The following is a 25,422-nucleotide window of genomic DNA, read 5'->3' as shown; positions in this document are numbered from 1 at the left end:
CGCCGATTCGTCATTCCGGCAGGCGTGTGTCGCGGCGGAAGCGGGATCGTGCCAGACGGTATTCAAATGCCAGCGGCGCGGCGCGCAGCGCGTGTTTCAGCGGCACCGGCTGCCATGGCTTGTATTTGCCGTGATAGTGGATGACCACCGGGCCGGTCGCCGCGGTGGCCGGGTCGGTCGGGATGCCGGTGGCGGCCTGATACTGCCTTTGCCGTGTCAGCCTGCGCCAGGAACAGTTCCATTCCGGACCCAGATGCAGGATGCGTCCGGCAAAGACCCGGTTCAGGTGGTCCTGATCGGCCAGCGGATAGGTTGCGGCGGCCTGCACATCCTCCAGCTGCGAGACGAGGGCCGGTTCGGCGGTGATCCGGTCCATGTCCAGCAGGATCAGCCCGGCATTGACATAGCTCGCCGGAGGAGCAGGACAGGTGATGGGCGCGATCCGCTCAAGGCGGCGGGCACCCTTGCCGCCGCGATCCTTGCCCTGCGCGACACGGCTTGCCCATTTCTGGACCACGTAATCGCATACCGCCGCGGCCGGCCGGCCGTCCAGATCGGCGCGGGCGATGCGGGTCAGGTCGCCGGTCACGAGGATGTCGCCGTCCAGATAAAGCACCCGGCCCGAGACGAAGCGGTGCAGGAACAGCCGCGCGAACGTGGCGCTGGAGATATAGGCGGAGGGTGAGCGCACGTCCTGCAGCAGGTCCCGGTGGAAGCGGACGGGATCGACAGAGGCGTCGGGAAAACGCCCGACGGTGGTTTCGACCGCCGACCACCCGGCCGCGGAGAGGTCGATGCCGACGAAGATCACCCGCACCGGGGCGGTCGCGTGACGCAGGGCCGACCACATCGCCACAAGGGTCGGCTGCAACGCGTTCGTATCGGTGATGAACGCGATCTGAACGGGGTTCTGGGTCATTGCGGTTCCGGCGGGAAAGGGGCGGTGCCCATGTTTCTGGTTGCCTTGATATCTGTCACGAATGCGCGTCCGGTCCCATTCCCGCGCGCCTGCTGGGAATCCAGCGTCGTTTCCATCTGCGGTAACGGGCAGCCAGCCGGCTTGGCCAGCCGCGCCGGGGCGGCATCGGCGGCCGTCGGGACGGATCGGCCGCCGCATCGAGCGTCGCAAGAAAAGCCGCGTCATAGTCGGCCAGCATGTCGCGCGCCCCTGCCGCGCAGGTGCGGGCCGATTGCCGCATCTGGGGGGTCAGGCAGCGGCGCAGCGCCCCGGCCAGCGTTTCGTCCGGGGTTTCATCAAGAACGTAGCTTTCGGGCCAGCCCAGCAATCGCGTCTGCCGCGTGACCTTGTCGCCGCCACGGATCGCGTCCACCGCCACGACCGGCACCCCGCATTTCAGGGCCAGCACCGTCCCATGCAGCCGTGTCGTCACCACAGCGTCAAGGCGGGCGCAGATCGATTCGAATTCCTCGGGGGTGCCGATGCCGGCGTGGTTCATGGACCGAGGCAGGGCAGTGTCAAGCTCGACGATGGCCGCCCCGGTGCTGCGGATCACGTCGCGCAGGCGGCGCGCGGCCACATCGTGTTGCTGGCGGTTTCCGTATTCCCGCTGAGACTGGACAAGGCACAGGCCGACGACCGGCACCCGGGGCGCGTCGGTCAGGAAGCTGAGATCGGGGCGCACGCTGCGGTCGCTGTCGCGTTCGATCAGCGCGTCGAACGGGTTGCAGCTTTCCAGCGGCGCGACCATGGTCAGGTTGACGCCGATCTGCGTGCAGTGGCGGAACCGCCCGAAAATCCATGGATATTCGGCAGGATAGTCGGGCGCATAAGGGCCGCAGATGACGAACAGATGGGTGAATTCCGACGGGTCCAGCGCGTCGGCCGGCACCCATGACGGGTCGCTTTTGACGCGGTGCTGGCTGAACGGCGTGACCGCGTAAGGCATCCCCACGGCGTCAAGCCGCGTCTGGACCTGGTGCAGCACCTCGACATCGCCGACGGTCGAGAAATGTCCGGTCAGAAGGGCGCGGCGCGGCGTCATGGGGCGTTCCTGTTCAGGGGTCGGACTTTGCTTGCAGGCGTGAAGACAGGGGATAGCCGATATCCAGCAATGCCGAAACCGGTGAGGCGCATGTCAACTCGATGCCGCGGCGGGCGGCCGCCTGTCGGGCAAGCGCAAAGCCCGCAAGGATGCGGTCGAGGCCCGCGGACAGGCCCGAACGCGCGGTGTCGGCGGCCTCGTAGAAACGCGGCTGGCGGTCATTCGTCAGGTCGATCCCGGCCAGCACGATCCGTTCGGGTCCGGCCGCCAGCGCGAATTGCAGCGCCGAAAAGGCGACGGTGCCGGTGATAACCACGCCCCGGTCGGGGTCCAGCGACAGCGCGCCCCGCTGGCCGCGCAGGACGATGTCGCGCAGCGCCGGGTCGGTCAGGGGACGGCGCGGCCAGCCGGCGGGCTTTTCGAGATTGTCGATCAGAACGACGGCGCGGTCCGCCAGTGTCGCGGTGCCGCGTTCGGCGCAGGCGCGCAGCGCGGCGGGCGACAGCATCAGCGGGATGTCGCGGGGCAGGGCGGCCAGCATCGCGTGGTGACGGAAGACGAAGCGTTCATCCTCGACCGCGACGGCCAGCGGGCGGATGCGGTCGGCCAGCGTCGCGGCCCCGTTGCACAGGATCGCCGTGCCATCGCCCAAGGTCTCGACCCGCTGATCCCTCAGCGACGGGCCCGAGCCGACGACGGCGATCGTGTCCAAACCCGGCGGGACGACCTGCAACGCGGGCCGCAGGGTGGTAAGCGGACGGCCGCGCCATGTGACGCGGCCGTCGCTGCGGTCGATGGCAAGGCCCGGCCACATGTCCTGCCGGTGCGCCCGCGACCGCCCCAGCATGCGAAAGCCAAGGCGGATCAGCCTGCGCCCAAGCGGCCGGTCCGAGCGGGCCATGAGCCCTTAAGCCGGGTCCTTGGCGTAGCGCAGATAGGGCAGCTTGATGTCCAGCGCGCCGTATTTCTGTTCGGCGGCCTTGTCGTCCAGCGACAGGGCGACGATCACGTCCTCTCCCGGCAGCCAGTTGACCGGGGTGGCCAGCGGCACGCCGTCGGTCTTCTGCACCGCGTCCAGCGCGCGCACGATTTCCGCAAAGTTGCGGCCCACCGACATCGGATAGGTCATGGTCAGGCGCACCTTCTTGTCCGGGCCGATGATGAACACGGTCCGCACGGTCGCGGAATCGGCCGGGGTGCGGCCTTCCTGCGGCAGGTAGAATTCGGCCGGCAGCATGTCATAGGCCTTGGCGACGTTCAGAGAGGTGTCGTCGATGATGGCGAAATTGGCCGGGGTGCCCGCGATCTGCTGGATGTCGTTCTTCCATTTCTGGTGATCCTCGACCGAATCGACGGACACGCCCAGAACCTTGGTGTTGCGCTTTTCGAATTCCGGGACCAGCTGCGCGACGGCGCCGAATTCGGTGGTGCAGACCGGCGTGAAGTCGCGCGGATGGCTGAAGATCACGCCATAGCTGTCGCCCAGCCAGTCGTGAAAGCTGATCTTGCCTTCGGTCGAATCGGCGGTGAAATCGGGGGCGATGTCGTTGATGCGCAGGGACATGGGCCGCGTCCTTTCGATTGGTTGCGTTGCCCTGAACATAGGCGCGGCGACGGGGATTGCCAGAGGGGGCGACAGTTTGACCGGCCCGACCGGCAGAGTGCCGCGCCACGCGGCCTTGCGGCCGGACAGGCGCGGTGCCACCTTCTGTCCGACAGTCTACAGGAGGACGCCATGAGCAAGCTGCTGGACAAGCGCAAATTCTATATCGACGGCCAGTGGGTCGATCCGGTGAAAGCCAACGATCTGGAGGTGATCGACCCCTCCACCGAGGAGCCGGTGGCGGTGATCAGCCTGGGCGATCAGGGCGACACCGATGCCGCCGTCGCCGCCGCCAAGGCCGCCTTTCCGGCCTGGTCGCGCACCAGCCCCGAAGAGCGGCTGGCGTTCATCGAGAAGATCCTGGAGATTTACGAGCGGCGTGCCGAAGACATGGCCTGGGCGATCAGCCACGAGATGGGCGCCCCCCAAGACATGTCACTGGGCGATCAGGTCGGCGCCGGGCGCGGCCATATCCGCAACTTCATCCGGGCGTTCAGGGATTTCCGGTTCGTGCGGCCCCTGGGCGATCACGCCCCCGGCAGCGTGACCGCGTGGGAGCCGGTGGGCGTCGTGGGGCTGATCACGCCGTGGAACTGGCCGATGAACCAGGTCACGCTGAAGGTCATTCCGGCGCTGCTGGCCGGCGATACGGCGGTGCTGAAACCGTCCGAGATCGCGCCGCTGTCGTCGATGCTGTTTGCCGAGATCATCGACGAGGCCGGGGTGCCGGCGGGCGTCTTCAACCTGGTCAACGGCGACGGGGCGGGCGTGGGCACACAATTGTCGGTGCATCCGGATGTCGCGATGATCAGCTTTACCGGCTCGACCCGCGCCGGCATCGCGATCACCAAGGCGGCTGCGGACAGCCTGAAGAAGGTGGTTCTGGAACTGGGCGGCAAGGGCGCCAACATCGTCTTCGCCGATGCCGACGACAAGGCGGTGGTGCGCGGTGCGGCGCATTGCTTCTATAACAGCGGGCAGTCGTGCAACGCGCCGACCCGGATGCTGGTCGAGCGGTCGGTCTATGACCGCGCGGTCGAGACGGCGGCGAAGGTCGCGGACCGGACCTCGGTCGGCAGCGCGCATCAGCCGGGCAAGCATATCGGCCCGGTGGTCAGCAAGGCGCAGTGGGAAAAGATCCAGGATCTGATCCAGACCGGCATCGACGAGGGCGCGCGGCTGGTCGCCGGCGGCACCGGCCTGCCCGAGGGCGTCAACCGCGGCTATTTCGTGCGCCCCACCGTGTTTGCCGATGTCAGCAACGACATGACCATCGCCCAGCAGGAGATTTTCGGCCCGGTGCTGTCGATCATTCCCTTCGACAGCGAGGACGAGGCGATCGAGATCGCCAACGACACGCCCTACGGGCTGACGAACTATGTCCAGTCGCAGGACGGGGCAAGGCGCAACCGCGTGGCCCGGCAGTTGCAGTCGGGCATGGTCGAGATGAACGGAGAGCCGCGCGGGCCGGGATCGGCCTTCGGCGGCGTCAAGGCCTCCGGCCGCGCCCGCGAAGGCGGCGTCATGGGGCTGGAGGAGTTCATGGACAGCAAGGCGATCAGCGGCTGGGACCGCGAGGCGTGATCGCCGGGGCTTGCGGCCTGTCCTGACGGACGGGCGGGGCGGGGGCAGCCCCCGCCCGCACCGCGTCCGGGTATTTACGCAAAGAAGAAGATATCAGCCGGTTTCGGCCAGGAAGATATAGCCCGCGCCATAGATCGTCTTGATCAGGCGCGGGTTTTTCGGGTCCTCGCCCAGTTTCGTGCGCAGGCGCGAGATGCGGACATCCATGGCGCGGTCGAAGCTGTCGCCCGCCGCGCCGCCCAGGGTTTCCAGCATCTGCGCGCGGGTGATCAGCCGGCGCGGATTGTCGGTGAACATGCGCAGCACCTCGGCCTCGGCGTGGCTGATGGGGGTTTCGCGGCCGTCGGGGGCGATCAGCAGATAGCGGTCGAAATCGGCGGTCCAGCCGGCGAAGCGGACCGTGCTGCTGCCGCGCATCGCCTGCGCGGGGCGGCGCAGCCGGGCGCGGATGCGGGCCACGACCTCGGCCGGTTCGAACGGCTTGATGATATAGTCGTCGGCGCCCAGTTCCAGCCCGGTGACGCGGTCTTGCACCTGCGCGCGGCCCGAGATGATGATGATCGCCGCGCCCGATTCGGTGGCCAGCCGGTGGACCAGCGCCAGCCCGTCGCGGTCGGGCAGGCCCAGATCGATCAGGCAGGCATCGGGGGTGATGCGGCGCAGCGCCGCCTCGAACTCGGTCGCGCGGGCGAAGCTTTGGGTGCGGAACCCGGCCTCGGCCAGCGCGGCGGACAGAAGCCGGCGGATCTCCGGCTCGTCATCCAGGATCGCGATCAGGGGGGCGTCGGTCATGTGGGCACTTTCGCATCGGCCAGCGCGGCGGCAAGCCGGGCGGGGGTGACGGGTTTGGTCAGCACCGGCACGGTGGCCCGCGCGCGCACCGGATCGCCCGGCGGCAGCGAGGTCATCAGCACCAGCGGCAGCGACGTGGCCAGGTCCAGCCCCAGCCCGTCGCCAAGCTGGATGTCGGACAGGATCACGCCAAGACCGGGCAGGTCGGTCATGCCGCGCGCCTCGGTCAGGCTTGCAGCCTCGAGCACGGCGTGGCCGAGACCGGTCAGCATGTCCCGGATATCGGCGCGGATGCTGTCGTCATCCTCGACCAGCAGGACCATCTGCCGCGCGACGGGGCGCAGCGGCAGGCGCAGCGTCACGCGCGCGCCAGGGGCGGTATTGTCCAGCCGCATCGTGCCGCCGGCCAGCTTGGTCTGGTCATAGACCATCGACAGGCCAAGGCCCGACCCCTGTCCGGTCTTGGTGGTGAAGAACGGTTCGGTGGCGCGGGTCAGCGCCTCGTCCGAGAAACCCGGGCCGGTGTCGCTGACCGAGATGCGGACCCATTCGCCGCTGGTCCGGGCCGACAGCGCGATGCGCCCCGGCCCCGCGATCGCCGCGTTGGCGTTCAGGATCAGGTTCAGCAGCGAATCCTGCAACGCGCCGGGGTCCAGCAGCAGCTGACCGTCAGGCAGGTCGATCTGCAAGGACAGATCCACCCCTTCGGCCAGCGAGGGGCGCGCCAGCGCGGCCAGATCGCGCAGCAGGGCGGGCAGATCGACGGGATGCAGCGACAGGTCGCGCTTGCCGCTGATCCGGGCCAGCCGGTCCAGCAAAGTGGCGCCGCGGCGGGCGGCGGCAAGCGTCGCCTGCACGTCCTGCGCGGCGCCTGCGGGCAACTCCATCGCCGCCAGCCGCCCCTGAAGCCCCAGGATGATGGTCAGCAGATTGCCGAAATCATGCGCCATCCCCGAGGTCAGCTGCGCGGCAAGGCTGCGCTTGGAGGCGTGGGTCAGCGCCTCGCGCGCCTGCACCTCGGCGCTGACATCGGTGGACAGCACATAGACGCCGTGGCCGGCGCGGTCGGGCGTCAGCGCGATGCGGATGCGCCGCCCCGAGGCGGGATGGGTGATCTCGAACACCTGCGGCTCATCGGCCAGGGCGCGGTCCAGCCAGGGTTTCAGGGCCAGAAACATCGTCGGCCCAAGCGCCTGTTCGACGGTCAGGCCCACCGCCTCGGCGCGCGCGCCGGGAAAGACCGCAGGCAGGCGGCGGTTCGAGAACGTATAGCGATATTCCGCATCGACATGGGCGATATGGGCGGGCACCATCTCGGTGACCTGACGGGTGCGCGCCTCGGTCCGGGTCAGGACGCGCTGCGCCTCTTGCAGGGCGGCGTTGGTGGCGGCCAGTTCGCGGTTGGCGGCCGACAGGCGTTCGGCATGGTCCAGCACCTGTTCGGATAGTTCCGCCGACCGCGCCCGCAGCAGCGATTCCTGACGCTTGATGTCGGTGATGTCGGTATAGACGGTGATCCAGCCGCCCTGCGACAGCGGTGCGCCCTCGACCGCGATCCAGCGGCCGTTGACGCGCATCCGTTCGAAATAATGCGGCTGGAAGGTGCGTGCCTGTTCGACGCGGAAGGCGACGGCGGCGTCGGGATCGTCCTGCGGGCCGTATTCGCCGCGCGCCACCAGAAACCGGATCGTGTCCTCGAAGCTGGTGCCGGGACGGGTCAGGCGGTGCGGCAGGTCGAACATCGCCTGGTACTGGTCGTTGGCGACGGCCAGACGCAGATCCGCGTCGAAGATCGACAGCGCCTGACCGATCAGGTTCAGCCCCGACCGGATCAGATCGGCGCGCAGCCGGTCGGGGATCACGTCGCGCGGATGGTCGTGTGGTTGTTCCACCCTGCCTCCTTTCCCGGCCGCATCGCCGCGATGGCCGCGATGGCGCCGTAACATTTCGTTGGAATTGGGAAAAACTGCGGCAATGATTGCCGGCGACAGTCGCCGTGTCCGAAACGCCCCTTGGGAGTCGCGGGCAGCTTGGCATGAGGCCGCGACAGGGAGGATTCATGACGGACACGCACCCGCCTTCCGGCGACTTGCAGTCGATTCCGGCGCTGCTGGCGCGCAATGTCGCGCGGTTCGGCAGCCAGCCCGCCTGGCGCGAAAAGGAATTCGGCATCTGGCAAAGCTGGACCTGGGCCGAGGCCGCCGAAGAGATTCGCGCGCTGGCGCTGGGCCTGCTGGCGCTGGGGCTGCGGCAGGGCGATTACGTGGCCATCATCGGGCGCAACCGCCCGGCCCATTACTGGGGCATGATCGCGGCGCAGATGTGCGGCGCGATTCCGGTGCCGCTGTATCAGGACGCCGTCGCCGAAGAGATGACCTATGTGCTGGAACATTGCGGCGCGCGTTTCGTGCTGTGCGGCGACCAGGAACAGGTCGACAAGGTGCTGGAGGTCGAGGAGACGGTGAAGGGGATCGAACAGATCGTCTATACCGACAAGCGCGGGATGCGCAAATACGACCACGCCCGCATGAATGCGCTGGAGGACGTGCAGGCCGAGGGGCGCGCCGCCTCGGCCCGGCTGGGGGGCGAGCTGGACGCGCGCATGGCGGCGCTGGATTACGACAGCACCTGCGTCATGCTGTATACCAGCGGCACGACCGGCAAGCCCAAGGGCGTCGTGCTGTCGAACCGCAACATCATCGAGACATCGAAGAACAGCGCCGAGTTCGACAATCTGACCCGGCGCGAGGAGATCGTGGCCTATCTGCCGATGGCCTGGGTCGGCGATTTCATCTTTTCGGTCGGGCAGGCGCTGTGGGCGGGGTTCACGGTGAACTGTCCCGAAGGCGCGCACACGATGATGACCGACATGCGCGAGATCGGGCCGACCTATTTCTTCGCGCCGCCGCGCGTCTTCGAGGAGCAGCTGACCACGGTGATGATCCGGATGGAGGATGCCGGGCGCATCAAGCGCTGGCTGTTCCGGCATTACATGGAGGTGGCGCGCCGCGTCGGCCCCGCGCTGCTGGACGGCAAGAAGGTCGGTCCGGGGGATCGTCTGTCCTACGCGCTGGGCAATTTGTTCGTCTATGGCCCGCTGAAGAACACGCTGGGCTTCAGCCGCATCCGCGTCGGCTATACCGCCGGCGAGGCGATCGGGCCCGAGATCTTCGATTTCTATCGCAGCCTGGGCATCAACCTGAAACAGCTTTACGGCCAGACCGAGGCATCGGTGTTCATCACCCAGCAACCCGACGGGCAGGTGCGGTCGGACACGGTCGGCGTGCCCAGCCCCGGCGTCGAGGTGAAGATCGCCGAGAACGGCGAGGTCTTCTATCGCAGCCCCGGCACCTTCGTCGAATACTACAAGAACGCCGACAGCACCGCCTCGACCAAGGACGCCGAGGGTTGGGTGGCCACCGGCGATGCGGGGTTCTTCGAAGACGGTACCGGCCATCTGCGGATCATCGACCGCGCCAAGGACGTGGGCAAGATGGCCGATGGCAGCATGTTCGCGCCCAAATATGTCGAGAACAAGCTGAAATTCTATCCCAACATCCTTGAGGCCGTGGTGCTGGGCAATGGCCGCGATTACTGCACCGCGATGATCAATATCGACCTCAGCGCGGTGGGCAACTGGGCGGAACGCAACAACATCGCCTATGCCAGCTATCAGGAGCTGGCCGGCCATCCGCAGGTCTATGCCACGATCAAGGATCACCTCGAGGCGGTGAACCGGTCGGTCGCGGAAGACCCGATGCTGTCAAACTGCCAGATCCACCGCTTTCTGGTGCTGCACAAGGAGCTGGACCCCGACGATGGCGAGATGACGCGCACGCGCAAGGTGCGCCGGTCCGTCATCAGCGACAAGTTCGGGGATCTGGTCGATGCGCTGTATGACGGGTCGGACAGCATCTATACCGAGACCGAAGTCACCTACGAGGACGGGCGCAAGGGCAAGATCAAGGCCACGCTGAAGATCGAGGACGTGCAGGTCTTCGGCGACGCGCAGGGCCAGAAGGTGGCGGCGGAATGAGCCGGGCGGTGATCACCTATCGGCCCAGCTATGTCGGCGGCGGGCTGATCGCGCTGGCGGGGCTGATCCTGGCATGGCTGCTGCCGGGTTTCCTGCCCGCCTGGATGAGCGATCTGGTCGCGGGCCCGCTGACCGGCGGGTTCGGCGTGGCCGCGGCCAGCCGCCTGTGGCCCGGTCTGCCGCTGACGCAGATGATCCAATACGGACCGGCGGTGGCGCTTTACGGCGTCGTCATCGGCCTGATCGCGGGGAACTGAACCGATGCTGGACAACACCGAAAGCCATACCACCGCAGACGGCCGCCAGATCGGCGGCGTGCTGATGGAGATGAAGAACATCACCCTGCGCTTCGGCGGGGTCGAGGCGATCAAGGATATCAGCTTCGACATCCGCCAGGGCGAGATCCGCGCCATCATCGGCCCGAACGGTGCCGGCAAGTCCAGCATGCTGAACGTCATCTCGGGGTTCTACAACCCGCAGGAGGGCGAGGTCTGGTTCAAGGGCTATCGCCGCGGACCGATGAAACCCTATGAGGTCGCGCGGCTGGGCATCGCCCGCACCTTTCAGAACATCGCCCTGTTCGACGGCATGACGGTGCTGGACAACATCATGACGGGTCGGCTGAACAAGATGAAGGCGGGCATTTTAAGCCAGGCGATCTGGTGGGGCGCGGCCGAGCGCGAAGAGATCGAGAACCGCGAACAGGTCGAGCGGATCATCGACTTTCTGGAAATCCAGAACATCCGCAAGACGCCGGTCGGGCGGTTGCCCTATGGCCTGAAAAAGCGGGTGGAACTGGCGCGCGCACTGGCCGCCGAGCCGCAGATCCTGCTGCTGGACGAGCCGATGGCCGGCATGAATGTCGAGGAGAAAGAGGACATGTCCCGCTTTGTCCTGGACGTGAACGACGAATTCGGCACCACCATCGCACTTATCGAACACGACATGGGCGTGGTCATGGATCTGTCCGACCGGGTGGTGGTGATGGATTACGGCCGCAAGATCGGCGACGGCACGCCCGACGAGGTCAGGAACAATCAGGAAGTCATCGACGCCTATCTGGGGGTGGCCCATGACTGACCGCAGGAGGGGAAGATGGATCAGCTGATCTACGCGACCGAGATCTTTCTGAACGGGCTGATGACCGGCGTGATGTATGCGCTGGTCGCGCTGGGCTTCGTTCTGATCTTCAAGGCATCCGGGGTGTTCAACTTCGCCCAGGGCGTGATGGCGCTGTTCGCGGCGCTGACGCTGGTCGGCATCCAGCAGGGGCAGGTGCCCTTCGCGCATGTGATCAACGCGATCTTCGGCACGCATCTGGACCATTTCGGCTGGACGGTGCCGTCGGTGCTGGCGATCCTGCTGGCCGCCGCGGCGATGGTGCTGCTGGCCTTCCTGATCGAGAAGCTGGTGCTGCAGCACCTGGTCGGGCAGGCGCCGATCATCCTGTTCATGGCGACGATCGGGCTGGCCTATTTCCTTGAGGGGCTGGGCGACGTCATGTGGGGCGCCGACATCAAGACGCTGGATGTCGGCCTGCCGCAGGGCATTTCCGACGGGATCGAGCGGGTGACGGCGGACTGGTTCGGATACGGCTTCTTCATCGACCGGCTGGATATCTGGGCCACGGCCATCGCGGCGTTGCTGGTCGCGGCGCTGATCGCGTTCGCGCAATTCACCAAGCAGGGCCGGGCGATGCGCGCCGTGGCCGACGATCATCAGGCGGCGCTGTCGGTGGGCATCAGCCTGCGTTTCATCTGGGTGATGGTCTGGTCGATCGCGGGGTTCGTGGCGCTGGTCGCGGGCATCATGTGGGGCACCAAGTCGGGCGTGCAGTTCAGCCTGTCGCTGATCGCGCTGAAGGCGCTGCCGGTGCTGATGCTGGGCGGCTTCACCTCGATCCCCGGGGCCATCGTCGGCGGGCTGATCATCGGCGTGGGCGAGAAGCTGTTCGAATTCTTCGTCGGCCCGATGATCGGCGGCGCGACCGAGACCTGGTTCGCCTATGTGCTGGCGCTGCTGTTTCTGGTGTTCAGGCCGCAGGGCCTGTTCGGCGAGCGCATCATCGAACGGGTATAGCCATGCAGATCGACGCGGCAAAACGGCAAAACGCGGATTTCCGCAGGAAATCCGGATCGTGCGGGGGGAATGACTGATGTTTTATCGCGAGGCGGGCGATTTCAAGACAAGCTATCGCGACGACGGCCAGACCTTTCCGATCCGGCTGGATCGCTGGGGATACTATGCCACGCTGGTGGTGGCGGTGGGTGTCATTCCGTTCGTCATCAACGATTACTGGGCCAGCGCGGTCATCGTGCCGTTCCTGATCTATGCGATCGCGGCGCTGGGGCTGAACATCCTGACCGGCTATGCCGGGCAGGTCAGCCTGGGGACCGGCGGGTTCATGGCGGTCGGCGCCTATTCCGTCTACAAGCTGATGACCGCCTTTCCCGATATCAGCATCGCCATCCACATCCTGCTGGCCGGCGCGATCACCGCGGTGGTGGGCATGCTGTTCGGCCTGCCCAGCCTGCGGATCAAGGGGTTCTATCTGGCGGTCGCGACGCTGGCGGCGCAGTTCTTTCTGGTGTGGCTGTTCAACAAGGTGCCGTGGTTCTACAACTATTCCGCGTCGGGCCAGATCACCGCGCCCGAACGCACCATCCTGGGCCACGCCGTCACCGGACCGGCCAGTTCCGCGCCGGCCAAATACCTGATCTGCCTGGCCTTCGCCTTTGTGCTGGCCTGGATCGCGCGCAACCTGACGCGCGGGACGCTGGGCCGCAAATGGATGGCGATCCGCGACATGGACATCGCGGCCGAGATCATCGGCGTCAATCCGCTGTCGGCCAAGCTGTCGGCCTTTGCCATCAGCAGCTTTTTCATCGGCATCGCCGGGGCGCTGCTGTTCGCCGTCTATCTGGGCGCGGCCGAGGTGGGCGAGGCGTTCGGCATCAACAAGAGTTTCCTGGTCCTGTTCATGGTCATCATCGGCGGGCTGGGCAGCATCTTCGGAAGTTTCGCGGGCGCGGCCTTCATGGTGCTGATGCCGGTCTTCCTGAAGAACGTGCTGGTCGGCACGCTGGGCTGGCCCACCGATCTGGCCGCGCATTTCGAACTGATGATCGTGGGCGCGCTGATCGTGTTCTTCCTGATCGTCGAGCCGCACGGCCTGGCGCGTCTGTGGGCGCTGGCCAAGGAAAAACTGCGGCTGTGGCCGTTTCCGCACTGACATCGCCAAGACCGGGCAACCGGCATGACAACACCCTGGGAGGAGACCCGAATGAAGACCAAACTGACCGCTTTCGCCCTGGCGGGCCTGATGACCGCCGCGCCTGCCATGGCCGATCTGGTCGTGCCCAATCTCAGCTATCGCACCGGCCCCTATGGCGCCAACGGCACGCAATATGCCGACGGGTTCAACGATTATTTCACGCTGCTGAACGAACGCGATGGCGGCATCGGCGGCGAGACGATCCAGGTGCCCGAATGCGAGACCGCCTATAACACCGAAAAGGGGGTCGAGTGCTATGAATCGACCAAGGATACAGGCGCGCTGGTCTATAACCCGCTGTCCACCGGCATCACCTATCAGCTGATCCCGAAGGTTGGCGTGGACAAGAAGGTTCTGTACACGCCGGGCTATGGCCGCACCTCGGCCAAGAACGGCAAGGTGTTCGAATGGGTGTTCAACGCGCCCGCGAATTACTGGGACGGCGCCTCGGTCGCGATCAAGTATCTGCTGGACCAGAACGGCGGCGATCTGTCGGGCAAGAAGATCGCGCTGGTCTATCACAACAGCGCCTATGGCAAGGAACCGATCCGCACGCTTCAGGACCTGTCCGAAAAGCACGGGTTCGAGCTGACCGAGATGCCGGTCGAGGCGCCGGGGCAGGAACAGAAATCTCAGTGGCTGCAGATCCGCCGCGACAAGCCCGACTATGTCATCATGTATGGCTGGGGCGTGATGAACCAGGTCGCCATCCAGGAGGCCGCCAATATCCGCTTTCCGATGGAGAACTTCATCGGGATCTGGTGGGCAGGTTCGGAAATCGACGTGGGCCCGGCCGGCGCGGGCGCCGACGGCTACAAGTCGCTGACCTTCAACGGCGTCGGCATGGATTATCCGCTGTATGACGAGCTGAAGACCCATGTCATCGACACCGGCAAGGCCAGCCAGGGCGGCGAGCATGTCGGCTCGGCCGTGTATTCGCGCGGCATGTATGCCGCCGTCGTCATCGCCGAGGCGATCCGCAAGGCGCAGGAAATCGCCGGCAGCTCGCAGATCACGCCCGAGCAGCTGCGCGAGGGGTTCGAGAATCTGGACATCACGCCCGAGCGTCTGGAAGAGATCGGCCTGCCCGATTTCGGCCCCGAGATCGCGCTGAGCTGTGAAAACCACGGCGGCAGCGGCATGGCCCGTCTGCAGCAATGGGACGCGAGCGCGGGACAGTGGAACCTGATCACCGATTTCATCGAGCCGGATCAGGAAATCCTTGCGCCGCTGATCGAGGAAGACAGCATGAACTATGCCGAGGAAGCGGGCATCACCCCGCGCGAGTGCAACTGACGATCAAGCCCGGCGGCATCGCGCCGCCGGGACCACCCACGCCGGAGGCCGCCATGTTCGACGCTGACGCGCAGGAAACCCTGCTGGAAGTCAACAATATCGAGGTGATCTACAACCACGTCATCCTGGTGCTGAAGGGCGTCAGCCTGTCGGTGCCCAAGGGCGGGATCACCGCGTTGCTGGGCGGCAACGGCGCGGGCAAGACCACGACGCTGAAGGCGATCTCCAGCCTGCTGGCCAGCGAACGCGGCGAGGTGACGAAGGGCAGCATCATCTATCGCGGCGAACGTGTGGCGGATCAGAACCCGGCCGCGCTGGTCAAGAAGGGCGTGATCCAGGTGATGGAGGGGCGGCACTGCTTCGAGCATCTGACGGTCGAGGAAAACCTGCTGACCGGCGCCTATACCCGCAGCGACGGCGCGGCGGCCATCAAGCGCGATCTGGACATGGTCTATGACTATTTTCCCCGCCTGCGCGAGCGGCGCAAAAGCCAGTCCGGCTATACCTCGGGCGGCGAACAGCAGATGACGGCGATGGGCCGCGCGCTGATGAGCCGGCCGGAAACGATCCTGCTGGACGAGCCGTCGATGGGTCTGGCGCCGCAGCTGGTGGAACAGATCTTCGAGATCGTGAAGGCCGTGAACGAGGGCGAGGGCGTGACCTTTCTGCTGGCCGAACAGAACACCAATGTCGCGCTGCGATACGCCCATTACGGCTATATCCTTGAAAACGGCCGCGTGGTGATGGACGGACCCGCCGCCGCGCTGCGCGAGAACCCGGACGTGAAGGAATTCTATCTGGGCATGTCGGACGAGGGGCGGAAATCCTTTCGCGACGTGCGCAGCTATCGCCGCCGCAAACGCTGGCTGGCCTGAGGAGAGCGCGATGCCATCCCATTACGACGATCTGGAAACCCGCGACGACAGCGCAAGGCAACAGGCGCTGGCCCGCGATCTGCCCGCCGCGCTGAGCCGCGCCAAGACCGCGCCGGCGCTGGCGCGGCTGTTGCGCGATATCGACCCCGACCAGATCACCGACCGCGCCGCGCTGGCCCGTCTGCCCGTGATCCGCAAGGCGGAACTGTCGGCGGCGCAGAAGAAATCGCCGCCCTTCGGCGGCTATACCACCCGGCTTGCGGCCGAATTCGACCATATCTTTCAAAGCCCCGGCCCGATCTATGAACCCGGCCGGCGCGAAGGCGACTGGTGGCGCCTGGGGCGGTTTCTGCATGCCGCCGGCGTCGGGCGCGGCGATATCGTGCAGAACTGTTTCGGCTATCACCTGACGCCGGCGGGGATGATGTTCGACAGCGGCGCGCGCGCCGTCGATGCCGCGGTGCTGCCCGCGGGCACCGGCCAGACCGAATTGCAGGTGCGCGCCGCCGTCGATATCGGCACCACCTGCTATGCCGGGACCCCCGATTTCCTGAAGGTGATCCTGGACCGCGCCGACGAGATGGGCGAGACGCTGGCGATCACCAAGGCGGTGGTCGGCGCGGGCGCGCTGTTTCCGTCGCTGCGCAAGGCCTATGAGGATCGCGGCATCGTCACCCGGCAATGCTATGCCACCGCCGATCTGGGCAACATCGCCTATGAAAGCGAGGCGGTCGACGGCATGATCGTCGATGAGGGCGCCATCGTCGAGATCGTGCGCCCCGGCACCGGCGATCCGGTCCCCGACGGCGAAGTCGGCGAGGTGCTGGTGACCACGCTGAACCCGGATTATCCGCTGGTGCGTTTCGCCACCGGCGATCTGTCGGCGGTGATGGCCGGCACAAGCCCGTGTGGCCGCACCAACATGCGCATCAAGGGCTGGATGGGCCGCGCCGATCAGACGACCAAGATCAAGGGCATGTTCGTGCGCCCCGAACAGGTCGCCGCCCTGCTGGCCCGCCACCCCGAAATCGCGCGCGCCCGCGTCATCGCCGACCGCGAGGGCGAGATGGACGTGATGACCGTGCAGCTTGAAACGCCCGCCGAGTCGACCGACGCCTATGCCGATTCCGTCGCGGACACGCTGAAGCTGAAGGGCCGCGTGCAGATCGTTGCACCGGGCAGCCTGCCCAACGACGGCAAGGTGATCGAAGATCGCCGCAACTATGACTGAATAGGTTGCATTTGACCGGTTGACTTGTCTGGCAGAGGCGCTCCGGCGACACTCGTTTCGAAGATGTCAGGAACGGGTGGCAGGATGGCTGCGGCAAAGGGCTCGACCGGGGCCAGGATCATCGTCAGGCGCGCGGACGGCAGCGCCGAGGCGGGCCATCACGGCGGCGCGTGGAAGGTGGCCTATGCGGATTTCGTGACCGCAATGATGGCGTTTTTCCTGCTGATGTGGCTGCTGAACGCGACCACCGAAAAACAGCGGGCGGGACTGGCCGACTATTTCAACCCGACCATCGTGCACCGGCCCGGCGCGTCGGGCGACGGCATCCAGCAGGGCGTCCGCCACGCCGTGCTGCGCGACCTTCCCGACAGCGAAAAATCCGCAGATTTCGAACGGCTTGCGCAGGAGATTCAGAACCAGCTGACGGGAACCGGCGCCGAATCGATGCAGATGACCAATCTGCTGCGCCATGTGGTGACGCGGATGACCGACGAAGGGCTGGTGATCGAGCTGACCGATCTGACCGGCCAGCCCCTGTTCGTGGACGACACCGCCCAGCCCCAGCCCGCGCTGATCGAGCTGTCGCGGCTGCTGGCGCGGGTGTTGGGCCGGGTGCGCAACGAGCTGGCGATTGCCGGCCATGTCCGGTCCTATCCCGAGATGCTGGTCTCGTCGCCGGTCTGGGCGTTGTCGGACGCGCGCGCCCATGCGGTCCGCAACCTGGTCGAACGTGCCGATCTGGACGGGCAACGGATCCAGCGCGTGACCGGCTATGCCGACCGCCGCAACCGTTCGGGAAATCCCATGGATCCGGCCAATAACCGGATCGAGGTGATTTTACTGAGATGAGGTCCGTAACCGTCGGCCATTAGGCGAATCTTAAGCTGTCGGGCCGATAGTCGGCTGAAATCGAACTGAAAGGACGACCCCATGTCGATGTCTTCCGCGATGAGCGCCGGGGTATCCGGTCTGGCCGCGAACTCTACGCGTCTGGCGACGATATCGGACAACATCGCGAACTCGGGAACCTATGGCTACAAGCGGATGGAAACCGAATTCGACGCATTCGTGCTGAACCAGAACCAGGTCGGCGGCCTGCATTCGGCGGGCGGCGTCCGGGCGCACACGCATCGCGACATCATGGAGGGCGGGGCGCTGGAAACCACGTCGCATCCGCTGGACATCGCGATTGGCGGGCGCGGCATGTTGCCGGTGACATCGGCGGTCGATCTGGACAACGGCTTTCAGGAATTGCCCTTCATGATGACCCGCACCGGCGCGTTCCGCACCGACGAATCGGGTATCCTGCGAACCGAGTCGGGGCTGGTCCTGCTGGGCTGGCCGGCGCAGCAAGGCGGCGTCGCCGGGGTGGTGGGCCGCGATTCGATGGGCGCGCTGGAACCGGTGCGCATCCCCGATCACCAGACCGAGGGCGATCCGACGACCGAGATCCATCTTGGCGTGAACCTGCCCGCCGCGCAGGCGAATCCGGTCGGCAGCGGCGATCCGCTGCCCACGCTGCGCGTCGAATATTTCGGCAATCTGGGCACGTCCGAGGCGCTGAACATCGACTTCACGCCGGTGGCAGGCGCCGCCAACACCTGGACGATGAATGTCCATGACGCCGCGACCGAACCCGCAACGCTGGCCGGAAGCTATCGCCTGACATTCGACGATTCGCCCGCCAATGGGGGCAGCATCGCCAGCGTCACGGCAATCACCGGCCCCGCCTACGATCCGGCGGACGGAACCATCCCGCTTGCGGTGTCCGGCGGCGGCGTCATCGACATGTTCATCGGCACGCCGGCTGGCCCGTCGGGCCTGCGTCAGCTGTCCGCCAGCTTCTCGCCCACCAACATCTCGAAGAACGGCTCGCCGGTCGGGCAGCTGTCCAGCGTCGAGATCGACGAGGATGGCCATATCAAGGCGACCTTCGACACCGGTTTCGTGAAAACGCTGTATCAGATTCCACTGGTGGACGTGCCCAACCCGAACGGGCTGATCTCGGTCGATGCGCAGGCGTTCAGGATCTCGCAGACATCGGGGAATTTCTTCCTGTGGGACGCCGGTGACGGGCCGACCGGCCCGATCCTGGGCTATGCGCGCGAAGCATCGACCACCGATGTCGCGGAAGAGCTGACGCATCTGATCCAGACGCAGCGCGCCTATTCCTCGAACGCCAAGATCATCCAGACCGTCGATGAGATGTTGCAGGAAACCACCAACATCAAGCGCTGATGACATCGGCGTTCCACGACCCGTTTCCGGAGAGATGAGATGAGTATCGCCAAGGCGCTGACGAATGCCGTCTCTGGTCTGACCGCGACGGCGCGCGGAACCGAAACGGTGGCCGCGAACCTGGCCAATGTCATGACGCCCGGCTATGGCCGCCGCGAAGTCGCGCTGAGCGCCCAGACCCTGGGCGGGCACGGTGGCGGGGTGCGGATCGACGGGATCAACCGGATCGTCAATGCCAGCGTGATCGCCGAGACGAGATCAGCGATGTCCGCCGGCAGAAACGCCGCGACCCGCCTCGATTTCCTGCAGCGTATGGGCGACATCGTCGGTCTTCCGGGCGAAAGCGGCTCTTTGGGCGGCGCGCTGGCCGATTTCCGCAACAGCCTTCAATCCGCCGCGACACGGCCCGACGACGAATTGCGCCTGACTGCTGTTGTCGATGCCGCACAGCGTCTGACCTCGCGACTGAACGCCGCGTCCGCGGCGGTCCAGAACGCCCGCGGCGCCGCAGACCGCGCGATCGGGTCGGATGTCGACCGGCTGAACGCCGATCTTGACCAGGTCGCCGATCTGAACCGACGGATCGCCATCATCGACAGCGACGGCGGGGATGCGACATCGCTGCTCGATCAGCGTCAGGCAGCCATCGACCGGATCGCCGCAATCGTTCCCGTGCAGGAAATCGTCCGCGATCACGGCAGGGTTGCGCTGTTCACCGCCGAGGGCGCCGTTCTGCTGGATGGCAGCCGGCCTGCACGACTTGAATTCACCCCGGTGGGGCAGTTGACCCCCGATATGGTCGTCGAAACGCCCCCGGTGATGCGTCTTGTCCAGAACGGAACCGAACTTGGCGAATCGCAGATGCGGCTGTTTGCGGGCGGATCGTTGGCGGCGAGCTTCCAGATCCGGGATGAGTTGGGCGTGCAATTGCAACGCGAACTGGATGTCTTGGCGTTCGACCTGCACGAACGGGTGGCCGATCCCGCTGTCGACCCTTCTATTGCGGCGACCGGCCCTGGTCTGTTCACGGATGGGGCGGATCGTGCGGTCTCGGCATCCCTCATAGGGTTGGCGGCACGGATCGGCGTGAATGAACTGGTGCGGCCCGATCGCGGCGGCGATCTGTGGCGCCTGCGCACCGGGCTTGGCGCGGCGGCGGCGGGCCCGGTCGCCGAGTCGCGTCTTCTTTCCGCGTTCTCGGACGCCATTGCCGATTCCCGGCCGCCGGTCGGCGGCAGCGATTTTCAGGGCAGGGGAACCCTGACCACCCGGTTCGCCGAGATCGAGGCGCGCGTCGCGACGCGCCGCGTCGCTGCGGAAAGCGACAGCGCGATGCGCAACAGCCGCGCCGAGGCATTGTCCGCCCGGCTGATGGAAGACGGCGTCGACAGCGATGCAGAGATGCAGCGTCTGCTGCAATACGAACAGGCCTATGCCGCCAACGCCAGGGTGATCCAGGCCATTCAGGACATGCTGGACCAGATAATGAGGCTGTGACCATGAACGTGCATTCCATCGGCGATCAGGCGCGCGCCTTTGCGCTGCAGGCCGCGTCCCACCGGCTCAAATCCTCGCTGGACACCCTGACCCGGGAAATGGCCAGCGGCGAGGTGGCCGATATCGGTCAGCGCCTGCAGGGAAATACGCAGATCCTGAACCAGATCGAAACGCGTATCGGCCTTTTCGACCAGTTCAACCGCAACGCCGCGGAAGCCGCGCTGCTGACCACGGGCATGCAGGACGTCCTTGAATCGGTACATGCCGAAACAGGCGCGATGGCGCGTTCGCTTGTCGTCCAGCCTGTGGCCGAAAGCAGCGGTCTGCTGGCCATGCGGGCCGATGAGGTCGCCCAGGCTTTCCAGACGACGGTGGCGCGCCTCAACGGCGCGGTCAGCGGGCGGTTCCTGTTCTCGGGCCTGAACAGCGACGAACCGGCGCTGGCTCCGGCGGCACAGATCCTTGATGCGATCGAGGCATCGGTCGCGGGTCTGACCAGCGCCGCCGATATCGCGCAGGCGGTGTCGGACTGGTTTGACGCGCCCCAAGGTGGCGGTGGGTTCATGGATGTCGCCTATCGCGGAACGGTCGGCATGGCTCAACGGATCGAGATCGCGGACGCGCAGTCGATCGGTCTGTCGGTTTCCGCCGCAACGCCGGCGCTGCGGGATGTGCTGAAAGGGCTGGCGACATCCGCCATGGCCGGTCGCGGCGTTCTGGCCGGGCAGCATGGCGCGCAACGCGAGCTGATGCAGCGGGGCGGGCAGATCCTGCTGAACAATGAAACGCCGTTGCTGGGCGAGATGGGCAGGATCGGACTGCAACAGCAGATCATCGAACGCGCCAGAACCGAAACCGCCGCGTCGACGGCGACGCTGCAGATCACCCGGAATGAATTGCGACGCGCCGATCCCTATGCGACGGCGGGCGCTTTGCAACAGGTCTCGTCGCAGCTGGAGGCGCTTTACGCGGTCTCTGCGCGGCTTTCAAACCTCAATCTGGTGGATTTCCTGCGGTGAAAGCTTTTCTGGCGGCGTTGCTGTTCCTGATCGCTCCGGTGGCCTTGGCGGCGGCGCCGGTCCGGATCAAGGATCTGGCGGATTTCGATGGTGTGCGGGGCAACGATCTGGTCGGCTACGGGCTGGTCGTCGGCCTGGACGGGACCGGAGACGGGTTCAGAAACGCACCCTTCACCGAAGAGATGCTGGCCGGGCTTCTGGAACGGCTGGGCGTGAACGTCACCGACGACGCCCTGCGGTCCAAGAACGTCGCCGCGGTCGTCGTGACGGCCGCGTTGCCGCCTTTTGCACGTTCGGGCAGCCGGATCGACGTCAGCGTGTCCACGATCGGAGACGCGAAAAGTCTGCTGGGCGGAACGCTGGTGATGACCCCCCTCAAGGCGGCGGACGGGAACATCTATGCGGTCGCGCAAGGCTCGATCATCGCCGGAGGCGCGTCGGTGTCGGGCGAGGCGTCGCGCGTCGTCCAGGGGGTTCCGACCGCCGGATCGATCCCCGTGGGTGCGCGGGTCGAACGCGAGGTCGAATTCGACTTTGCCGAAGTGCAGAATATCCGCATCGCCCTGCGCAACGCCGATTTCACCACCGCAACGCGGATCGAGGATGCGATCAACCGCGATTTCAACAAGCGTCTTGCCGTCACGCAGGACAGCGGCACCGTGGTTGTCGAGTTTCGCGATCTTGGCGATGTGAATCCGGCCCGTGTCGTCGGTCGGATCGAAAACCTGATGATCGAGCCCGAGGATCGCGCCAAGGTCGTGATCGATCACAAGGCCGGCACCATCGTCATGGGCGAGCAGGTGCGGATTTCGCGCGTCGCCGTTTCGCAGGGCGGACTGACCTTGCGGGTCAGCGAAGCGCCGCAGGTGTCGCAGCCCAACCCGTTTGCGGAAGGAGAGACGGTGACCGTGCCCCGAACCTTTGCGGAACTGCGCCAGGAACCGGGGATCGGCTTTGCCGAGGTCGCCGGCAACGCCTCGCTGAGCGATCTGGTCGAGGGCCTGAATGCGTTGGGGGTGCGCCCGCGCGAGATGATCGACATACTGAAATCCATCCATGCGGCGGGGGCGCTGCATGCGGATCTGATCGTGGAATAGGCGAGGAGCCAAGCCGGATGGTCATGCCAAGTCGATTTCTGTTTGCAGTCCGGCGCGATTCAGGCGCGCGCCGCGACATCCTCAAGGCTTTTCGGGAGTTTTGCCGAGGTCGCTGGATATGGTTGGGGCTGTCTAAGGATCGGTGTTGCGAACAGGTTGCGTGGGCTTTGTTCGCGCAGGCCCGTCACCTGACGTTCAGGCACCGAAAGATGTAGGTAAAAGATGTAGGTACGTGTCTTGGGATACGAAATGACGCGGCGGTGCAAATTGCAGGGACGGCGGACGGTGTCGCGGGCGGACCAGAAATTGCGGACTTGCACCCAGCGGCTTGGTGCGGCCAAGGTGCCGACATCGATGCAACGGAGATCATCATGGACACCCACCACCTTGAAACCGTCTGGGCGCCGCGCATGCTCAGCGTGCTGCGGATCATGGCCGCGCTGATCTTTTTCGCCCATGGCACCGACAAGATCCTGGGCTTTCCCGATACCGGCGGCACGCCCCCCGCCTGGTCGCTGGGCTGGATCGCCGGGATCATCGAGCTGTTCGGCGGCGCGCTGCTGATCGTGGGGCTGTTCACCCGCCCGGTCGCGTTTTTGACCTCGGGCATGGCGGCGGCGGCCTATTTCATCGGACACGCGCCGGAAAGCTTCTATCCCGTGATCAACCGCGGCGATGCGGCGATCCTCTACTGCTTCGTGTTCCTGTACCTGGTCTTCGCCGGCCCCGGCCCGTGGAGCCTGGACGCGCTGCGCGCCGAACGCAGCCGCGCCTGATCCGTCACCGATTTCAACCCTGACCCCTGAAGGAGGCAAGATGTCCGTCAAACTCGCCATCATCTATTATTCGACCTATGGCACCAACCACCAGATGGCCTCGATCGCGGCCGAGGCCGCAAAGGCCGCCGGGGCCGAGGTGCGGCTGCTGAAGGCGCCCGAGACCGCGCCCGAGGCGGCAATCAACAGCCAGGACGCCTGGAAGGCCCAGGCCGAAAAGACCGCCGACATCCCCGAGGCGACGGCCGAGGACATGGAATGGGCCAACGCCTATCTGATCTCGGCGCCGACGCGGTTCGGCGTGATGGCCAGCCAGATGCGCGCCTTCATCGACACGCTGGGCGGCATCTGGGCCAAGGGCGGACTGGCGGGCAAGCCGGTCTCGGCCATGACCTCGGCCCAGAACCCGCATGGCGGGCAGGAAACGACGCTGGTGTCCTTCTATGCCACGGTGATGCACTGGGGCGGGTTCGTGGTGGCGCCGGGCTATACCGACGAGGTGATCTTCAAGACCGGCGGCAACCCCTATGGCTACAGCCATTCGCAGGGCGCCGAATTCACCGACGAGGTCAAATCCGCCATCGGCCACCAGACCCGCCGCCTGGTCGAGGTCGCGGGCAAGCTGGGCTGAGCGTGACACACCTGCCGGCGGGCAAGACGCGCCGGCAGGGGGTTACGGATGGCGAGACAGGCGAGTTCGGCCTCATCCCAGAAAGGTCACGGCCCGGATCAGTCGCAACGACGATCGGCGCGAACATACTCGCTTACCGAACAGGCCGGCGGCGTGCTGCGAAGAATGCGCGTGTCAACGATCCGCCACTCTGCCGGGTCGATGGCGGGGAAGAACGTGTCCGCCGCCTCTGCCGATATCTCGACCGTGGTCAGCAGGATCCGGTCGGCAAGCGGCATCATCTGGCGGTAAATCTCCGCGCCGCCGATGCAGTAGATCCGGTCATACCCGGCCTGCCGCGCCGTTTCGACCGCACGGTCGAGCGAGGTGAAGACCGCCTCGCCTTCATAACAGGCGGGGCTGCGCGTGATCACAATATTCAGCCGGCCGGGCAGCGGCTTTCGGGGCAGGCTGTCCCAGGTCTTGCGGCCCATGATGACGGCGCCGCCGGTGGTTTCGCGTTTGAAGAACGCAAAATCTTCGGGGATATGCCACGGGATTGCGTTCCGGTGGCCGATGGCGCCGTTCCGATCCTGCGCTGCAATCAGGGTCAGGGTCATGTCAGACCGCGACCGGAGCCTTGATGGCCGGATGGGGATCGTAGCCGTCGATGGCGAAATCCTCGAACCGGAATCCGGTCAGGTCCTGCACCGGCCGCAGGATGCGCAGCGTGGGCAGGGGGCGCGGCTGACGGGTCAGCTGTTCGCGAACCTGATCCATGTGGTTGCTGTAGATATGCGCGTCGCCGATGGTGTGGATGAAATCGCCGGGCTGGTAGCCGGTCACATGGGCGATCATGTGCGTCAGCAACGCATAGCTGGCGATGTTGAACGGAACGCCCAGGAACATGTCGGCCGACCGCTGATACAGCTGAAGATGCAGCTTTTCGGCTAGGATGCGGACCTGCCACAACGTATGACACGGGGGCAGGGCCATCCGGTCGATCTGCAGCGGGTTCCAGCCGGTGACGATCAGCCGGCGGCTGTCCGGCGTGGTGCGGATCGCGCGAATCAGATTGGCGATCTGATCGCCGCCATCCGCGCCTTCCTCGCCCGGCTCGGCCCCGAAATTGCGCCATTGGTGGCCATAGACGGGACCCAGATCGCCGTTTTCATCGGCCCATTCGTCCCAGATCGTCACCCCGTTGCGGTTGAGGTATCCTGTATTCGTGTCGCCGGACAGGAACCACAGCAACTCGTGGATGATCGAACGCAGATGCAGTTTCTTCGTCGTCACAAGGGGAAAGCCCTGCGACAGGTCGTACCGCATCTGCAGCCCGAACCGGCACAGCGTTCCGGTGCCGGTGCGATCCGAGGAGGGAACGCCATCCTCGACGATGCTGCGTAAAGCCTGCAGATACTGTTTCACGTCATCCTCCGCCGATGCGCCCGGGCCGTGGTCAGCTAGCTACGATGGTCGGCGCGGAATGCC

The 25,422-nt window shown here is 65.9% G+C and carries 24 protein-coding genes; 16 read left to right on the top strand and 8 right to left on the bottom strand.

Going from position 1 to position 25,422, the window contains the following annotated elements; translation table 11 throughout:
- Positions 1 to 10: 10 nt before the first annotated feature.
- From JHW45_RS14510 to JHW45_RS14495, 4 genes are read right to left on the bottom strand one after another with little or no spacing between them, the layout of a single operon-like run.
- Complete coding sequence (locus JHW45_RS14510) at positions 11 to 919, bottom strand: glycosyltransferase family 8 protein (RefSeq protein ID WP_272858309.1); 909 nt, start codon at positions 917 to 919, stop codon at positions 11 to 13.
- 55 nt (positions 920 to 974) lie between these two features.
- Complete coding sequence (locus tag JHW45_RS14505) at positions 975 to 2,003, bottom strand: polysaccharide pyruvyl transferase family protein (protein ID WP_272858308.1); 1,029 nt, start codon at positions 2,001 to 2,003, stop codon at positions 975 to 977.
- 13 nt (positions 2,004 to 2,016) lie between these two features.
- A complete protein-coding gene (locus JHW45_RS14500) occupies positions 2,017 to 2,904 on the bottom strand; it encodes a glycosyl transferase (RefSeq protein WP_272858307.1) in 888 nt (295 codons plus the stop codon).
- 6 nt (positions 2,905 to 2,910) lie between these two features.
- A complete protein-coding gene (locus JHW45_RS14495; RefSeq protein WP_272858306.1) occupies positions 2,911 to 3,567 on the bottom strand; it encodes a peroxiredoxin in 657 nt (218 codons plus the stop codon).
- Between the two features lie 180 nt (positions 3,568 to 3,747).
- Between JHW45_RS14495 and JHW45_RS14490 the strand changes: the two genes are divergently transcribed.
- Entirely contained in the window at positions 3,748 to 5,190 is a 1,443-nt protein-coding gene (locus JHW45_RS14490) for an aldehyde dehydrogenase family protein (protein ID WP_272860627.1), read from the top strand.
- 93 nt (positions 5,191 to 5,283) lie between these two features.
- On the opposite strand, the gene JHW45_RS14485 is transcribed toward JHW45_RS14490, so the two are convergent.
- Both JHW45_RS14485 and JHW45_RS14480 read right to left on the bottom strand, forming a co-directional pair.
- Positions 5,284 to 5,982 (bottom strand): response regulator transcription factor, encoded by a 699-nt coding sequence (locus JHW45_RS14485; protein ID WP_272858305.1) that lies wholly within the window; start codon positions 5,980 to 5,982, stop codon positions 5,284 to 5,286.
- Positions 5,979 to 7,841 (bottom strand): hybrid sensor histidine kinase/response regulator, encoded by a 1,863-nt coding sequence (locus JHW45_RS14480; protein WP_419181870.1) that lies wholly within the window; start codon positions 7,839 to 7,841, stop codon positions 5,979 to 5,981. The genes JHW45_RS14485 and JHW45_RS14480 overlap by 4 nt, the downstream gene beginning before the upstream one ends.
- 200 nt (positions 7,842 to 8,041) lie before the next feature.
- Between JHW45_RS14480 and JHW45_RS14475 the strand changes: the two genes are divergently transcribed.
- The 15 genes from JHW45_RS14475 (at position 8,042) to wrbA (ending at position 23,952) form a co-directional block, all read left to right on the top strand.
- Positions 8,042 to 10,018 carry an AMP-binding protein gene (locus JHW45_RS14475; RefSeq protein WP_272858303.1) on the top strand — a complete coding sequence of 659 codons (1,977 nt, stop codon included), beginning with the start codon at positions 8,042 to 8,044 and terminating at the stop codon, positions 10,016 to 10,018.
- Positions 10,015 to 10,275, top strand: coding sequence for a hypothetical protein (locus tag JHW45_RS14470; protein ID WP_272858302.1), 261 nt, complete (start codon positions 10,015 to 10,017; stop codon positions 10,273 to 10,275). The genes JHW45_RS14475 and JHW45_RS14470 overlap by 4 nt, the downstream gene beginning before the upstream one ends.
- 4 nt (positions 10,276 to 10,279) lie before the next feature.
- Positions 10,280 to 11,098, top strand: coding sequence for an ABC transporter ATP-binding protein (locus JHW45_RS14465; protein WP_272858301.1), 819 nt, complete (start codon positions 10,280 to 10,282; stop codon positions 11,096 to 11,098).
- Between the two features lie 15 nt (positions 11,099 to 11,113).
- Positions 11,114 to 12,097: a branched-chain amino acid ABC transporter permease gene (locus JHW45_RS14460; RefSeq protein WP_272858300.1), complete on the top strand. Its 984-nt coding sequence runs from the start codon at positions 11,114 to 11,116 to the stop codon at positions 12,095 to 12,097.
- Positions 12,098 to 12,173: 76 nt separating this feature from the next.
- Positions 12,174 to 13,250 (top strand): branched-chain amino acid ABC transporter permease, encoded by a 1,077-nt coding sequence (locus tag JHW45_RS14455; RefSeq protein WP_272858299.1) that lies wholly within the window; start codon positions 12,174 to 12,176, stop codon positions 13,248 to 13,250.
- A gap of 51 nt (positions 13,251 to 13,301) precedes the next feature.
- On the top strand, positions 13,302 to 14,588 hold the full coding sequence (locus tag JHW45_RS14450; RefSeq protein WP_272858298.1) for an ABC transporter substrate-binding protein: 1,287 nt from the start codon (positions 13,302 to 13,304) through the stop codon (positions 14,586 to 14,588).
- 53 nt (positions 14,589 to 14,641) lie between these two features.
- Positions 14,642 to 15,463, top strand: coding sequence for an ABC transporter ATP-binding protein (locus tag JHW45_RS14445; protein ID WP_272858297.1), 822 nt, complete (start codon positions 14,642 to 14,644; stop codon positions 15,461 to 15,463).
- 10 nt (positions 15,464 to 15,473) lie between these two features.
- Positions 15,474 to 16,694, top strand: coding sequence for a phenylacetate--CoA ligase family protein (locus JHW45_RS14440; RefSeq protein WP_272858296.1), 1,221 nt, complete (start codon positions 15,474 to 15,476; stop codon positions 16,692 to 16,694).
- A gap of 84 nt (positions 16,695 to 16,778) precedes the next feature.
- The gene (locus JHW45_RS14435; RefSeq protein WP_272858295.1) at positions 16,779 to 17,543 is read left to right on the top strand and encodes a flagellar motor protein MotB; all 765 of its coding nucleotides are present in this window, start codon (positions 16,779 to 16,781) and stop codon (positions 17,541 to 17,543) included.
- 81 nt (positions 17,544 to 17,624) lie between these two features.
- Complete coding sequence (locus JHW45_RS14430) at positions 17,625 to 18,932, top strand: flagellar hook protein FlgE (protein WP_272858294.1); 1,308 nt, start codon at positions 17,625 to 17,627, stop codon at positions 18,930 to 18,932.
- 39 nt (positions 18,933 to 18,971) lie between these two features.
- The gene (gene flgK / locus JHW45_RS14425; protein ID WP_272858293.1) at positions 18,972 to 20,429 is read left to right on the top strand and encodes a flagellar hook-associated protein FlgK; all 1,458 of its coding nucleotides are present in this window, start codon (positions 18,972 to 18,974) and stop codon (positions 20,427 to 20,429) included.
- Positions 20,430 to 20,431: 2 nt separating this feature from the next.
- Complete coding sequence (locus JHW45_RS14420) at positions 20,432 to 21,448, top strand: hypothetical protein (protein ID WP_272858292.1); 1,017 nt, start codon at positions 20,432 to 20,434, stop codon at positions 21,446 to 21,448.
- Positions 21,445 to 22,545 carry a flagellar basal body P-ring protein FlgI gene (locus tag JHW45_RS14415; protein WP_272858291.1) on the top strand — a complete coding sequence of 367 codons (1,101 nt, stop codon included), beginning with the start codon at positions 21,445 to 21,447 and terminating at the stop codon, positions 22,543 to 22,545. The genes JHW45_RS14420 and JHW45_RS14415 overlap by 4 nt, the downstream gene beginning before the upstream one ends.
- A gap of 371 nt (positions 22,546 to 22,916) precedes the next feature.
- A complete protein-coding gene (locus tag JHW45_RS14410; RefSeq protein ID WP_272858290.1) occupies positions 22,917 to 23,321 on the top strand; it encodes a DoxX family protein in 405 nt (134 codons plus the stop codon).
- Between the two features lie 40 nt (positions 23,322 to 23,361).
- On the top strand, positions 23,362 to 23,952 hold the full coding sequence (wrbA, locus tag JHW45_RS14405; RefSeq protein WP_272858289.1) for an NAD(P)H:quinone oxidoreductase: 591 nt from the start codon (positions 23,362 to 23,364) through the stop codon (positions 23,950 to 23,952).
- Between the two features lie 98 nt (positions 23,953 to 24,050).
- Here the strand turns inward: wrbA and JHW45_RS14400 are convergent, their stop codons facing one another.
- A complete protein-coding gene (locus tag JHW45_RS14400) occupies positions 24,051 to 24,551 on the bottom strand; it encodes a dihydrofolate reductase (RefSeq protein WP_272858288.1) in 501 nt (166 codons plus the stop codon).
- Between the two features lies 1 nt (position 24,552).
- Positions 24,553 to 25,359: a thymidylate synthase gene (locus tag JHW45_RS14395; protein WP_272858287.1), complete on the bottom strand. Its 807-nt coding sequence runs from the start codon at positions 25,357 to 25,359 to the stop codon at positions 24,553 to 24,555.
- Between the last annotated feature and the right edge of the window lie 63 nt (positions 25,360 to 25,422).

The sequence above is a fragment of the Paracoccus stylophorae genome (assembly GCF_028553765.1).
Taxonomy (GTDB): domain Bacteria; phylum Pseudomonadota; class Alphaproteobacteria; order Rhodobacterales; family Rhodobacteraceae; genus Paracoccus; species Paracoccus stylophorae.
This window is presented reverse-complemented; position numbering and strand designations above follow the sequence as displayed.